Origin of the sequence: Mesorhizobium sp. CA15, from assembly GCF_020165215.1 — a bacterium.
Classification (GTDB): Bacteria; Pseudomonadota; Alphaproteobacteria; order Rhizobiales; family Rhizobiaceae; genus Mesorhizobium.
The window spans coordinates 1-12,393 of sequence record NZ_JAIUHQ010000019.1 but is presented as its reverse complement, the minus strand read 5'-3'; the positions used below and the strand labels follow the sequence as shown (position 1 = coordinate 12,393).

General features: G+C 66.4%; 13 protein-coding genes. 7 read left to right on the top strand and 6 right to left on the bottom strand.

The window, feature by feature from the left end; genetic code table 11:
- The first annotated feature begins 58 nt into the window (after positions 1-58).
- A complete protein-coding gene (locus LB515_RS28215) occupies positions 59-181 on the top strand; it encodes a hypothetical protein (protein ID WP_263483512.1) in 123 nt (40 codons plus the stop codon).
- Positions 182-262: 81 nt separating this feature from the next.
- Here LB515_RS28215 and LB515_RS23965 read toward each other — a convergent pair whose 3' ends face one another.
- Together LB515_RS23965 and LB515_RS23960 are read right to left on the bottom strand one after the other, a co-directional pair.
- Positions 263-490, bottom strand: a complete 228-nt coding sequence (locus LB515_RS23965) for a hypothetical protein (protein ID WP_095768306.1) — start codon at positions 488-490, stop codon at positions 263-265.
- A 468-nt stretch (positions 491-958) separates the two neighbouring features.
- On the bottom strand, positions 959-1,888 hold the full coding sequence (locus tag LB515_RS23960) for a LysR family transcriptional regulator (RefSeq protein ID WP_224709173.1): 930 nt from the start codon (positions 1,886-1,888) through the stop codon (positions 959-961).
- A 132-nt stretch (positions 1,889-2,020) separates the two neighbouring features.
- On the opposite strand from LB515_RS23960, the gene LB515_RS23955 reads away from it, so the two are divergent.
- The 4 genes from LB515_RS23955 (at position 2,021) to LB515_RS23940 (ending at position 6,379) form a co-directional block, all read left to right on the top strand.
- Positions 2,021-3,454, top strand: coding sequence for an MFS transporter (locus tag LB515_RS23955; RefSeq protein WP_224709172.1), 1,434 nt, complete (start codon positions 2,021-2,023; stop codon positions 3,452-3,454).
- Between the two features lie 284 nt (positions 3,455-3,738).
- Positions 3,739-4,044, top strand: coding sequence for a hypothetical protein (locus LB515_RS23950; RefSeq protein ID WP_095768308.1), 306 nt, complete (start codon positions 3,739-3,741; stop codon positions 4,042-4,044).
- Between the two features lie 215 nt (positions 4,045-4,259).
- Positions 4,260-5,624, top strand: coding sequence for an NfeD family protein (locus tag LB515_RS23945; RefSeq protein WP_224709171.1), 1,365 nt, complete (start codon positions 4,260-4,262; stop codon positions 5,622-5,624).
- Positions 5,621-6,379, top strand: a complete 759-nt coding sequence (locus LB515_RS23940) for a slipin family protein (protein ID WP_095768310.1) — start codon at positions 5,621-5,623, stop codon at positions 6,377-6,379. Before LB515_RS23945 ends, LB515_RS23940 begins: the two co-directional genes overlap by 4 nt.
- Before the next feature lie 149 nt (positions 6,380-6,528).
- On the opposite strand, the gene LB515_RS23935 is transcribed toward LB515_RS23940, so the two are convergent.
- Positions 6,529-6,900: a hypothetical protein gene (locus LB515_RS23935; protein WP_224709170.1), complete on the bottom strand. Its 372-nt coding sequence runs from the start codon at positions 6,898-6,900 to the stop codon at positions 6,529-6,531.
- Between the two features lie 83 nt (positions 6,901-6,983).
- Entirely contained in the window at positions 6,984-7,202 is a 219-nt protein-coding gene (locus LB515_RS28365) for a VOC family protein (protein ID WP_411969165.1), read from the bottom strand.
- 34 nt (positions 7,203-7,236) lie between these two features.
- Here LB515_RS28365 and LB515_RS23925 point away from each other — a divergent pair, with 34 nt between their 5' ends.
- Positions 7,237-7,620: an SgcJ/EcaC family oxidoreductase gene (locus LB515_RS23925; protein WP_140631592.1), complete on the top strand. Its 384-nt coding sequence runs from the start codon at positions 7,237-7,239 to the stop codon at positions 7,618-7,620.
- A gap of 116 nt (positions 7,621-7,736) precedes the next feature.
- Here LB515_RS23925 and LB515_RS23920 read toward each other — a convergent pair whose 3' ends face one another.
- Complete coding sequence (locus LB515_RS23920) at positions 7,737-8,666, bottom strand: LysR family transcriptional regulator (RefSeq protein WP_224709169.1); 930 nt, start codon at positions 8,664-8,666, stop codon at positions 7,737-7,739.
- A 98-nt stretch (positions 8,667-8,764) separates the two neighbouring features.
- Here LB515_RS23920 and LB515_RS23915 point away from each other — a divergent pair, with 98 nt between their 5' ends.
- Positions 8,765-9,775 carry a zinc-dependent alcohol dehydrogenase family protein gene (locus LB515_RS23915; protein ID WP_224709168.1) on the top strand — a complete coding sequence of 337 codons (1,011 nt, stop codon included), beginning with the start codon at positions 8,765-8,767 and terminating at the stop codon, positions 9,773-9,775.
- A 186-nt stretch (positions 9,776-9,961) separates the two neighbouring features.
- Here LB515_RS23915 and LB515_RS23910 read toward each other — a convergent pair.
- On the bottom strand, positions 9,962-12,393 hold a 2,432-nt coding region (locus LB515_RS23910; RefSeq protein ID WP_224709167.1), incomplete at its 5' end, for an autotransporter outer membrane beta-barrel domain-containing protein.

The window sequence follows — 12,393 nt, the reverse complement described above, 5'->3', positions numbered from 1 at the left end:
GCTTCATGACCCGCTCATGAAAGACGTGATACAGTGTCGCCGAATGGGGGAAGTTGCGATGGCCAAACGGTTGTTCGAGGTTCTTGCCAGACGGCGGTCATGGCTGGACCGGGTCGCTTTGGGGCTGCTCGTGTTCCTGGCGACCCTGGTCGCCGCGCTGATGGGCGGCGCCAGCACTTAAAGCCAGGAAAAGTGCGTGGCGGTTTGCTCGGCGACTTCGCCGCCCTTCGTGCACACTGGCGCCAGTGCAAAACGGAGCGCGCTATTTCCTTTGGCCTATAGCCTTGAATTCGAATGTCGTGGGCCTGAGCCTGACCGGTTTCGGCCGCTCGGTGAGATCGACGACGCGGACCCATCTGTCGGCGCCGGCGCGCAAAGTGACTTTCTGGCCAAGCGCCTTCTCAGCCGCCTCGAAAGGCGTCTTTGCTGCGGCCGAATGGACCGCGACGACGGCTTCGCCGTCCATTTCCTCGACACGATAGATTGTCATGCGGGGCGCCCGTCGCTCCGCTCTCGCCCTTATACATTTTATTAGAAGTTACGAATGAAAGGCAAGACTCCCGGGTGTAGCGAAAGCGAAGCCGGCCGGGTTTAGTCCTCTATCGAAGAGGGCGCGCCGTAGCCGCGCAGGCCGGTTCCGTTGCAGGCTTGGCAGGAAGCCCGTTGTCCAGGGCAATTGTGGCGCAACGCGCCAGAGGGACAGCATGCGCCGTTCGACGCCACCTGTTTCTCGCACTCGAACACCTTGCCGGCGCCCAGACACCGGGGGCAGGCGAACTTCCTGAATTCGCTCAAGCGAGCCTCCGGCTATTTCACGCGCCCGGCAACGCGCTGACTATGCCGCGGGTTCCATGACAGATACGGTTAGTCCTGCGTACGATAGTACATGTTAGTAATGGCTAATATGATAAAGGCATTCGCCTGCAACGCGCGGTTGGTTCCGCGGTGCCGCCGCGTATCAGGGCATGGGTTCCTCGCCTTCGCGAAACGGCGGAGAGGAAAGGCGGCACACCTCTTTCACCAGCCCGCGCAGCCAGCGATGCGCCGGATCGGCGTCGAGCCTCGGGTGCCACAAGAGCGAGACCGTCAGCGCGGCGAGCTTCACCGGCAGCGTGAAGGTGAACAGGCCCTCGCGCAGCGTTCCGGTATAGCGTTCCGGCACCGTGGCGATGAGGTCGGAGCCACGCGCCAGCGCCAGCGCCTCGGCGAAGCCGCCGACCACGGTCGCGACTGTCCGCGTCAGCCCGGCGAGTTGCAAGGCGTCATCCACCGGGCCGCGGTCGAGGCCGCGGCGCGAGATCAATATGTGCCGACCGGCGGCGAAGCGCGCGGCGGTGATCCGGCCTTCGCACAAAGGATGGCCGGCCCGCGTGACGCCGACAAAGCGGTCGCGGAACAGCGCCTGCGCGCGCACCTCCGGCCCGGTCGAACCGCCCACCACGCCGGTCTCCAGATCGACCGCGCCCTCGCGCATCGGGCCGCTGTCCTTGTCGGGCTTGGGCACGAAACGCAGTTGCACGCCCGGCGCTTCCTCAGCCACGCGGGCGAGCAGCGCCGGGCCGAAATTCTCGACGAAACCATCGCTGTTTCGCAGCGTGAAGCTGCGGCCAAGTCGCGCGAGGTCGAGCCGCTCGGCAGGCCGCAGCACCGCTTCCGCCTCCTTCACCAGCCGCCCGACCTGCCCGCCGAGCTCGACAGCGCGCGGCGTCGGCACCAGGCCGCGCCCGGCACGCACCAGAAGCGGGTCACCGGTCGCCTCGCGCAGCCTCGCCAGGGCCCGGCTCATTGCCGAAGGGCTGAGCTTCATGCGCCGCGCGGCTTTGGCGACGCTGCCTTCGGCAAGCAGCACGTCAAGCGTGACGAGCAGGTTGAGCTCGGGTCGCGACATGGCGCGACCATAGCACGGATTCGTCAAAGCGGCATGGCGTCTGATGCACTATTCAAGTGCATACGCTGCGTGTTCCGCCATGTCATGCGCGCTCCTATCTTCCCCGCAAGTTCAACCGACGGAGAAGAAATCATGGCCGACATTGCCCAAACCCGCGCTGCGCCCCTGCGCCATTCGACGGCGGGCGCGTTGGCCGGCCTGTCGCTTGCCATGCTCGTCTCGTCGCTCGGCACCAGCATCGCCAATGTCGCGCTGCCGACGCTGAGCGCGGCTTTCGCCGCGTCCTTTCCGGCAGTGCAGTGGGTGGTGCTTGCCTACCTGCTCGCCATCACGGCGCTGATCGTCAGCGTCGGGCGTCTCGGCGATGTCGTCGGCCGCCGGCTGCTGCTGATCGCCGGCCTGACGCTTTTCAGCGCCGCTTCGTTTGCCGCCGCGCTCGCGCCGTCGCTGGCGATGCTGATCGCAGCCCGCGCCGTGCAAGGCCTGGGCGCCGCGGTGATGATGGCGCTGACGATAGCCCTCGTCGGCGAGACGGTGCCGAAGCAACGCACCGGCAGCGCCATGGGCCTGCTCGGCACCATGTCGGCGATCGGCACGGCGCTTGGCCCCTCGCTCGGCGGCGTGCTGATCGCAGCTCTCGGCTGGCGCTCGATCTTCCTCATCAATGCCGCGCTCGGCGCCGTCGCGCTGCTGGCCGCCTGGCGCTTTTTACCGGGCGACAAAGGGTCGGGCATCGACCGCGCAGAGGCGAAGGGAGCCGCGCGTTTCGATATGCTGGGGACGCTGCTGCTTGCCGCCACGCTTGCCGCCTACGCGCTGGCCATGACCATGGGGCGCGGTCATTTCGGTGGTCTGAACATGGCGCTGCTCGGCGGGGCAATTGTTGGCGCGGCGCTGTTCGTCGTCGCCGAGGCCAAGGTAGCGTCGCCGCTGGTCAAGCTCGCGCTGTTGTTGCGCGACCCGGTGCTGGCGCCGAGCCTCGCCATGAACGCGCTGGTCTCGACGGTGATGATGGCCACGCTGGTCGTCGGCCCGTTTTTCCTGTCGCGTGCGCTGGGCCTCGGCGACGCTGCGACCGGAGCCGTGATGTCGATCGGGCCCGTGGTCTCGGCGTTCTGCGGCATCATTGCCGGGCGTGTCGTCGACCGCCTCGGCGCTGCCGCGATGATCATGGCCGGGCTGGTGCTGATGGTCGCCGGCTGCGTCGCGCTCGCCGTGCTGCCGGGCGTCTTCGGTGTCGTCGGCTACGTGGCGGCGATCATCCTGCTGACGCCCGGCTACCAGCTCTTCCAGGCGGCCAACAACACCGCCGTCATGGCCGACGTCGACAGCTCCGAGCGCGGCGTGGTGTCGGGCATGCTGAGCCTGTCGCGCAATCTCGGCCTTGTTACCGGCACGGCGGTGATGGGCGCGGTGTTCGCCTTCGCCGTGGGCACCAAGGATGTCGCGACGGCAGCGCCGGTAGCGGTCGCCGGCGGCATGGTGTTCACCTTCGCGGCGGCCACGGGGTTGGTGGCGTTGGCGGTCGCGATAGCGGTGGCTGGGCGGAGAGGGCGGATCGCGTAATCTGGGGAGAGCGGCAGCTTCGGCGCCACGCCGTCCCTTCCGCGATCGCGCAATTTCGTCACCGCACGGGGAGCATATTCTGACACGCGGCGGTGCCCATTCCGCCTTCGGCCGGTGCCTCAGCTACCCCAACGAACCCCTGCCCACTGCGGCGCCGGCCCATCCTCCCACCCGATCTCGACCGCGCGCCGGAGCGGATGGCGCATGTCGTCCTCCCCGGAACCAAAGCGACAGGCAGCGGTTTACCCAGCCGAAGGGATGATTCAGGAATCAGGAATAAAGCAATGAAAACAGTGCTTCTTGCTGCCCTGGCGCTCTGCGTCGCCGCACCCGCGGTCGCTTCGGCGGCCGAGGCCGATGTCGTCATCAGGACGCATCACAGGCATCATTATCATCACCGCCCCGCCATCATCATCAATGACGAGGGCCATCGCTTGCATCACCGCCATCACGGCACGGTCGCCTTCTATGACAATGGCAAGCGTAGCTGGCGTTATCGTCATCACCGTCGTCAGGACGTGGTCGTCACGAGTTCGATCCACCGGCACCATCATCGTCGGGTCGTCGTCGAGGGCGGCTCCGACTATTGACGCCCCGCGCCCCGGCTCGTGCGATCAGACACGGGCCGGGAGCGTTTTTTTCCGATTTGTCTCTTCAGAACCGATTCCGCTGCGCAGCGCTTTCAGCTCGCTGGCCTGAAGCAAGGCGCCCAACCGCAGCCGCCGACGGTTGGCGCAGGCGCCCTTCGACGCCCATTGGACTTCGCCACGGCACAACCCATATTTGTGCTCATGGAGCTTCGAGCGTGACCTTCGCGCGGGTGGCCCTTTTCGCCGTTGCCCTCCTGGCCGCGGCTGCCGTTTCTTCCTTCTCCTCGACCGGGAGCGGGAAGGTCGCGTTGAGCGTTGCCATTGACGGCGCTATCGGGCCGGCCAGCACCAGGCAGCTCGAGGAGGCGCTCGATACTGCTGCTCAACGCAACGCCGAAGTGCTCATCCTTCAGCTCGACACGCCGGGCGGCCTGGTCACCTCGATGCGCGAGATGATCGCCGACATTCTGGCCTCGCCCGTGCCCGTCATCGGCTACGTCGCGCCGGCCGGCGGCCATGCGGCGAGCGCCGGCACCTACATTCTTTACGCAACCCATGTCGCGGCGATGGCGCCGGGCACCAATCTGGGCGCGGCGACGCCGGTCGAGATAGGCGGGCTGCCGTCGCTGCCGGGCGGCGACAAGGACAAGAACCAGAAGGGCGTCGCCGAGCCGCCCGGCGACGAGATGATGGCCAAGGTGACCAATGACGCGGTCGCGCTCATCCGCTCGCTCGCCGAGATGCGCGGCCGCAACGGCGACTGGGGCGAGAAGGCGGTGCGCGAGGCAGCGAGCTTGTCGGCCAACGCCGCCCTGCAGGAGCATGTCATCGACTTCGTCGCCCGCGACGCTACCGAGTTGCTGCAGCTTGCCGACGGGCGCACCGTCGATGTCGCCGGCGCCAAGAAAGTGCTGGCGACGAAAGGGCTGCCGGTCGAGACGCTGGAGCCTGGCTGGTTCATACGGCTGCTCTCCGTCATCACCGACCCGAACACCGCCGTCATCCTGATGCTGGTCGGCGTCTATGGCCTCGTCTTCGAGTTCACCAGCCCGGGCGCCGTGGCGCCCGGCGTCATTGGCACCATCTGCCTGGTGCTCGGGCTCTATGCGCTCAACCTCTTGCCGATCAACTATACCGGCCTGGCGCTAATGCTGCTCGGCATCGCCTTCCTGATCATCGAGGCCTTCAACCCCACCGTGGTGCTGGGGTTGGGCGGCGTCGCCGCTTTCCTGCTCGGCTCGGCCATGCTGCTCAGGATCGAAGGGCCGGGCTTTGCCATGTCGTGGGCGGTCATCGGCCCCGCCGCCGTGCTGACGCTCGGGCTGGCGCTGCTCACCGGAACCTATGTCTGGGCGGCGCGCAGGAACCCGCCGCGCGTCGGCGGCGAGGCGATGCGCGGCCTGCCCGTCGAGATCATCGACTGGCAGGGCGGCGAGGGCCATGTGCTGGCTTTGGGCGAGCGTTGGCGGGCGAGAGCCGACGAACCCGTCGCACCCGGCGACAGCGTTGAAGTGACCGACGTCAGCGACCTCGTGCTGACCGTGCGGCGTCGCGATGCGAGCAACAGCGGAGTGAAATGATGGTCGGTTACGTGGCCTATCTCATCATTGCGCTGCTGGTGATCATCTTCCTGGCGGCCGCCATCCGCATCCTGAGGGAATATGAACGCGGCGTGGTCTTCACGCTCGGCCGCTTCACCGGGGTCAAAGGCCCTGGCCTCATCATCCTCATCCCGTTCGTCCAGCAGATGGTGCGGGTCGATCTGCGCGTGGTGGTGCAGGACGTGCCGCCGCAGGATGTCATCTCGCGCGACAACGTCTCGGTAAAGGTCAATGCCGTGCTCTATTTCCGCATCGTCGACGCCGAGCGGGCAATCATCCAGGTCGAGGATTTCATGGCCGCGACCAACCAGCTGGCGCAGACCACGCTGCGCTCGGTGCTCGGCAAGCACGAGCTCGATGAGATGTTGGCCGAACGCGACAAGCTCAACAGCGACATCCAGGAGATACTCGACCAGCGCACCGATGCCTGGGGCATCAAGGTCTCCAATGTCGAGATCAAGCATGTCGACCTGAATGAAAGCATGATCCGCGCCATCGCCAAGCAGGCCGAGGCCGAGCGGCTGCGCCGCGCCAAGGTGATCAACGCCGACGGCGAGCAGCAGGCGGCGGCGAAGCTGGTCGAGGCCGGCCGGATGCTTGCGGCCGAGCCGCAGGCCATGCAGCTGCGCTATTTCGAGGCCCTGCACGACATCGCCGGCGAGCGCTCGTCCACGGTGGTATTCCCGCTGCCGGTGGAATTGCTCGGGCAGTTCATGAAGGGCCAGGGCAAATGAGGCATTGACGCTGCCGGTCTTCCCTCGTCGGTAGAGTCAATCAGCCTCGCCGCCCGAACCCTTGCCGCATTCTGCCAGCACCTTGCCGATCGCAGCACCTGAGCCTTTCAGCGGAAAGCTCGCCGTGCGGTATTTGTCGGCCGAGATCGTCACCTCGCCCTTCCCCGCAGCAGCGCCAGCAACGGGTCGGAAGGGCCGGACAGGTCTGCCGTGAAGTAATTGTACATCGCCTCGAGCTCGAGCTTTTTGGTCACGCTCTTGCCGCCGGCCTTGAAGGTGAAGGATCCGCCGATGCCGGGCTCCAGCTGCCCGCCCGCGGCGCCGAGATCATAGCTCAGCACCGGCTTATCGAAGCAGGCCAGCATCAGATGCGCATCGCCCTTCGGCCCGCCGCACACCGAAGCCGTCATCACCCTGCCGCCTTCGTCCTCCTCCATCCGGGCGGACCAGGCGCAAGGCGCGGCATGGGCGAAAGGGGTGGCTAGAAGGGCAAGTGTGACGATTGCCAGTGCGCTTTTCATAGTCGATCCCCCCACCGTGGCGGGCATCATATAGAGATTGGCGAAAGTCGGCGAGCGGCCAATCTCTCCTGAATGGATCTCGCTTAAGTGCTCTTGGCCGGCTCGAACAATTCCAGCAGATTGCCGGAAGAGTCGACCAGCAAGATCTGCGAGCCGCCCGGCCTCGTCACGATTTCATTGCGGAAGTTTAGGCCTGCCATGCGCAACCGGGCGACCTCCTTCGTCGCAAGACGCGGGCGATAGCGCTCGGGTTCGTCCGCGGCGTTGCCGGCGACGGCGATGGCACCAGGTATTGACGACAAATCCGACCGCCGACGATTGCAAGGAGGTAAAGCGATGACCGATGACGCAACCGCGATCCGCCAGGTGGTCGAGACCTGGATGGCGGCGAGCCGGAAAGGCGATCTGGAGACCGTGCTTGGTCTGATGACGGACGATGTCGTCTTCATGGTTCCCGGCAAGGAGCCCTTCGGCAAGGAAGCCTTCGCCGCGGCCTCCAGGAGCATGGGCGAGACCAAGATCGACGGTGATAGCGAGATCGTCGAGCTCAATCTGCTCGGCGACTGGGCCTATATCCGCAACCGCATCGATATGACGGCGACACCGCCCGGCGGCGAGCCGGTGCGGCGGTCCGGCTATACGCTGACGCTGCTGCGCAAGGAGAATGACGGCCGCTGGCGGCTGGCGCGGGATGCGAATTTGCTGGCGGCAAAAGGGTAGGGCGCGGCCGCCGGAACTGCCTGTCCCCTTCTGGCTATCCCCTTCTGGAGCGAGAAACCTTGTCCTGCGAACGCGGCGTTCGGGATCGCCGGCGCGAATGCCCGGCTAACTCGCGCTTACTTTCGCCACGGCGGCTCAGGCGCGAAGCGCTTGCCGATCCAGTCGGCGAAGGCGCGGGTCTTGGCGGCCTGACCCTTGGCCGAGGGCATGACGACATAGACCGCGCCCTCGTCGGCAAGTGTCCAGTCCTCCAGGATCGGCACCAGCCGGCCGTCGGCGAGCTCGCGCCCGACCAGCCAGTCGGTGCTCATCATCAGGCCGACGCCCTGCACGGCGGCCTCGACCAGCACCTCGGCGTCGTCGCTGACCAACGGCCCTGAAACCTCGATGCGCACGCGCCGGCCCTCGCGGTCGGTCATCTCCCAGGCGGGAAAGGTCTGGAAGCCTGAGAAGCCCAGGCAGCTGTGCTCCAGCAGCGCCTGCGGCGTCTCCGGCCTGCCTCTTCTGGCGAGGTAGGAGGGCGCGGCGCAGAGCAGCCGGCGCCGCGTCGCCACCTTGCGCGCCACCAGACGCGAGTCCTCAAGGCTTCCCAGCCGTACGGCGACGTCGAAATTCTCGGCGACGAGATCGGCGAAGCGGTTGGAGAACTCTGCCTCGATGTGGACCTCGGGGAACTCCGCCAGGAATTGCGGCAAGAGCGGCCCGATCCACATGCGCCCGAAGGTCCCCGGCAGCGCCAGCTTGAGCAGGCCGCGCGGCCCGCCGGCGGCATGCGCCGATGCGGCCGCCTCGGCCTCGTCGACCGAGGCCAGGATGGCGCGCACGCGCAACAGGAATTCCGCGCCCGCCTCGGTAAGCGACACGCTGCGCGTGGTGCGGTGGAGCAGCCGCACCCCCAGCCGCTCTTCCAGCGATTGGAGACGGCGCGACAGGATGGTCGCGTCGCGCCCGACTCTCGCTGCCGCCCTGGTGAAGGAGCGCGCCTCGGCGACGGCCGCGAAGGCCGCCATTTCGGCAAGGGCGGAGGGCTCAACTGATTGCTGCATGATTTGCAATACTCAAATGCAAAGTCCAACGATTATCGAGTAGTAGCGCAGCAGCTAGGTTCGCTCAATCGTCCATCGACCACGCACGGAGTGAACCCATGAAAGCCATCGAACTCAGCCAACCCCGGCTCGACGCCTTCCGCGCCGCCAGCATCCCCACGCCCGAACCGCAACGCGGCGAGGTGCTGATCCGCCAGCGTGCGGCGAGCCTGAACTTCGTCGATGTCGCCGTTGCGAGCGGCAATTATCCCGGCCCGGTCTTTCCGCTCGTTCCCGTGGCCGACGGCGCCGGCGAGATCGTCGCGCTGGGCGAGGGCGTGACGACATTCAAAACTGGCGACCGCGTTGTTGCCCACGCCAAGCCGCGCTGGATCGGCGGCCGGCCGCGTCCCCACGAGATGACGCAGATGCGCGGCATCTCATTGCCCGGGTCGCTGGCCGAATATGTCGCGCTGCCAGCCAACTCGGTCGTGCCGGTCCCGGCGCATCTCTCCTTCGGGGCGGCCTCGACCTTGCCGATCGCCGGCACCACCGCGTGGAACGCCATCCGCGCCGCCGATGTCGGGCCGGGCTCGGTCGTCGTGCTGCTCGGCACGGGCGGCGTCTCGATCTTCACCCTGCAGCTCGCCAAGGCGGCCGGGGCCACCGTCATCATCACGTCGTCCTCGGACGAGAAGCTCGAGCGGGCCAAGGCGCTCGGCGCCGATCACCTGATCAATTACCGCGCGACACCGGATTGGGACGGCAAGGTGCTGGAACTGACCGATGGCCTCGGCGCCGACCTCGTCGTCGAGACCGGCGGCACCGCCACCTTCGCGCGCGCCGTCAACGCCACTGCGCCCGGCGGCACGCTGTTCACCATCGGCTTTGTCACCGGCGCCGAGGCCACGGTCAATCTGCTGCCGATCATCATCAAGGCGCTGAAGGTGGTGGGCAACAACACCGGATCGGTCTCGGACCTGCGCGACGCCGCCCGTGCCATCGGCGCCGCCCGGATCGAGCCGGTCGTCGACAAGGTGTTTTCACAAAACGAGGCGACCGAAGCCTACACCTACATGGCCGCCGGCGGCCTGCATTTCGGCAAGCTGGTGTTCGGCTTGGATTGGTAGGAAGAGCCGATGCTGGAGTGGGCGAAAGCGATGAATCTGCCGATCTCCCTGAAGCCGACTTCTCTGACAGGAGATGTGGGAGTTTTCAATCCGCGTCGCCGCCCGAGCCCTTGCCGTATTCGGCCGGCAGGGGCGCTCGGTCGACCGAGCGTTCTCATGCTACCCGATCCTTCTCACCTTTCGCCGTCAGAACTTGAGGTGGAGGTTGGCCTTGGCGCCGTTGTCGGCGGTATGGGAGCCGAACTGACCGGTGTAGGACAGGCCGAGCGTGGCATTGGCCGAGATCGGCAGGTCGAAACCGGCATCGATCACCACGCTGTCCCTGGCGACAGGTACGCCGGCGATGGCAAAGGCATCGCCGCTGGCGAAGGCGAAAGTCGAAGTCGGCGTGACATCGCCGAATGCATGGCGCCAGCCGAGCGTGCCACGCGCGGTCGCCTCGATGTTGCCAAGCGTCAGGCCGGTCGAGGTGCGTAGCCCGAGCGTGGTGAAGGTCGCGTTGGTGGTTGAACTTGCGCTGGTCAGGGCTGCACCGCCACCTTTCTCGGTGAAGCCGTCGGTGTCCACGCTGACATAGGCGAGATTGGCGAAGGGCTCGAACTTGAAGCGCCCGGCATCGGCCTTGTAAGCGAGTTCGCCGAACACCTGTGCCGTGCCGGCGTGGTAGTCGGCCGACAGTTGATCGGCGAAGCCATTGAAGGCAACCGCGCGCTTTGTCGAGATGCTGTTCCAACTGTAGGCGACGCCGGTGCGGAAGGCGATGGCGCCCCAGTTAGTGCCCCCGTAGAGCCCGAGATGGTAATTGTCGCCGGCGCCGCTGGAACGGCGAGCGTCAGCGTCGAAGGTCGAATGGCTGTAGCCGCCGATGGCACCGACGCGCCAGTCCCCGACTAGGCTATCGGCGCCGACCAGGAGGCCGCCGGTCGAACGATCGAAGGCGGCGGCATTGCCGTCGCTGCCGGTATGTCCCCACGAGCCGAAGGCTTGGCCCCAGACCGCGAAGCGATCGGTGTCGGCCGCGACCATTTCGGGGCCGCCCTCACCATAGGCCATGACCGGCAATGCGGCTGCGTCGGCATCGCCGAACGCAGCGCTGATCCGCCTGGTGGCGGCGTCGCGGATGAAGCGGCTGTCCTCCAGCAACATCCCCTTGGCCGAGGCATGGATCTCTCCCGAGAGCTGGTCGAAAGCCGCTTGGGCGGTTGCCTCTGTCGGCAGTACGGCGATTGCGTCGTAGAGCGGATTGCCAGCCCCCAGGCTTTCGGCGCCACCGCCGGTGGCGATCTGGTTCGGCGTCAGGCCAACCTGAGCGAAGGTCTTTTGGACCACATCGAGATAGACGTGATTGGCGTCATAGCTGTCGACGAGGCCGAGGAAAGCCGTGCCGATATCGCCGGTGAGCGAGTAGTTTCCGGCGACGCCACCGTCGGCTTGCAGCAGCGTGTAATGCGTGCCCGCTACGTAAGGCGCGGCATCCGTCTTGACCACGTCGAGGACCGATCCGGCGGCGATCGTCGCTGCGCCGGTCGCGTGGATAAGATCGGACTGGCCGGTCGAAGTCAGTTCGACCTGGTAGATCGAACCAGCCGCCTGGTCGATATTGCCCGCGACACTGAGCGTGCCGATCGAATTGCCCGGCGCGATGGTGCCTCCCGAGTGCGCCGCGATGCCGCCCACCGTGCCGTTGCCGCCAAGTATGCCGCCCGAGATCGTCACCAGCGAATCTGCCAGCGAACCGTTCACGGCCAGCCGCCCGCCGCTCACATTGGTCGCGCCGGTGAAGGCGCTAGAATCGGCGGTGAGATTCGTGTTGCCGGCGATCTGGTTGATCGTGCCGGCACCGCCGATCGCCGACGCGAAGGTGTAGTTCGTGTCGGTGTGGTTGAAGTTGATCGCACCGGTGCCTGCGCCGAACTGGACAGCCGCAGCATTGAGTATGCCGGTCGCCGATGCCGCCGCTCCGGCTACGCCACCGAAATTGAGCGTGCCGATTGAGCCTGCCTGGCTGGCAATGGTCACGATGCCGCCGACCGAAACCGCACCGCCGTTCGAAATCGTCAGCGTGCCCGTGCCGAATTCGCCGACATCAAGGTTGCCGGTGTTGGTCCAGGTCGAGCCAGCGCCGTCGACCGTCGCCGTGCCAACGCCGTTGCCGAACGCCACAAAGCCACCGCCACTGCTTACCGCCCCGCCGTTCGAAATCGTTAGCGCTCCGGTGCCGGAGCCGCCGATTAAAAGCTCCAAGCCGGCGGTCCAGGTCGAGCCGGCGCCGCTTACCGTTACCGCGCCAGCAGAACCTAAGGAAAAGCCAATATAGCCTGAGTCGCCACCCACCCCACCGCCGTTCAAGACGTTCAGCGTGCCAGCGCCAGCAGACCCGACAGCGAGACTCAAGCTGTTTGTCCAGGTCGAGCCCGTGCCATCCACGGTCACCGCACCGATCGAGCCCGCTTGCGCGCCAATAGTTCCAGAGTCATTACTGACTGTGCCATCGTTCGAAATCGTCAGCGTGCCCGTGCCGAATTCGCCGACATCAAGGTCGCCGGTGTTGGTCCAGGTCGAGCCAGCGCCGTCGACCGTCGCCGTGCCAACGCCGTTGCCGAACGCCACAAAGCCAC

Excerpts from the sequence above, each read along its gene's own strand:
- LB515_RS23960 (WP_224709173.1), bottom strand. The coding sequence starts at position 1,888 with ATGTCGCGACCCGAGCTCAACCTGCTCGTCACGCTTGACGTGCTGCTT.
- LB515_RS23940 (WP_095768310.1), top strand. The coding sequence starts at position 5,621 with ATGATGGTCGGTTACGTGGCCTATCTCATCATTGCGCTGCTGGTGATC.
- LB515_RS23935 (WP_224709170.1), bottom strand. The coding sequence starts at position 6,900 with ATGAAAAGCGCACTGGCAATCGTCACACTTGCCCTTCTAGCCACCCCT.
- LB515_RS23925 (WP_140631592.1), top strand. The coding sequence starts at position 7,237 with ATGACCGATGACGCAACCGCGATCCGCCAGGTGGTCGAGACCTGGATG.
- LB515_RS23920 (WP_224709169.1), bottom strand. The coding sequence starts at position 8,666 with ATGCAGCAATCAGTTGAGCCCTCCGCCCTTGCCGAAATGGCGGCCTTC.
- LB515_RS23965 (WP_095768306.1), bottom strand. The coding sequence starts at position 490 with ATGACAATCTATCGTGTCGAGGAAATGGACGGCGAAGCCGTCGTCGCG.
- LB515_RS23955 (WP_224709172.1), top strand. The coding sequence starts at position 2,021 with ATGGCCGACATTGCCCAAACCCGCGCTGCGCCCCTGCGCCATTCGACG.
- LB515_RS23915 (WP_224709168.1), top strand. The coding sequence starts at position 8,765 with ATGAAAGCCATCGAACTCAGCCAACCCCGGCTCGACGCCTTCCGCGCC.
- LB515_RS28215 (WP_263483512.1), top strand. The coding sequence starts at position 59 with ATGGCCAAACGGTTGTTCGAGGTTCTTGCCAGACGGCGGTCATGGCTG.
- LB515_RS23950 (WP_095768308.1), top strand. The coding sequence starts at position 3,739 with ATGAAAACAGTGCTTCTTGCTGCCCTGGCGCTCTGCGTCGCCGCACCC.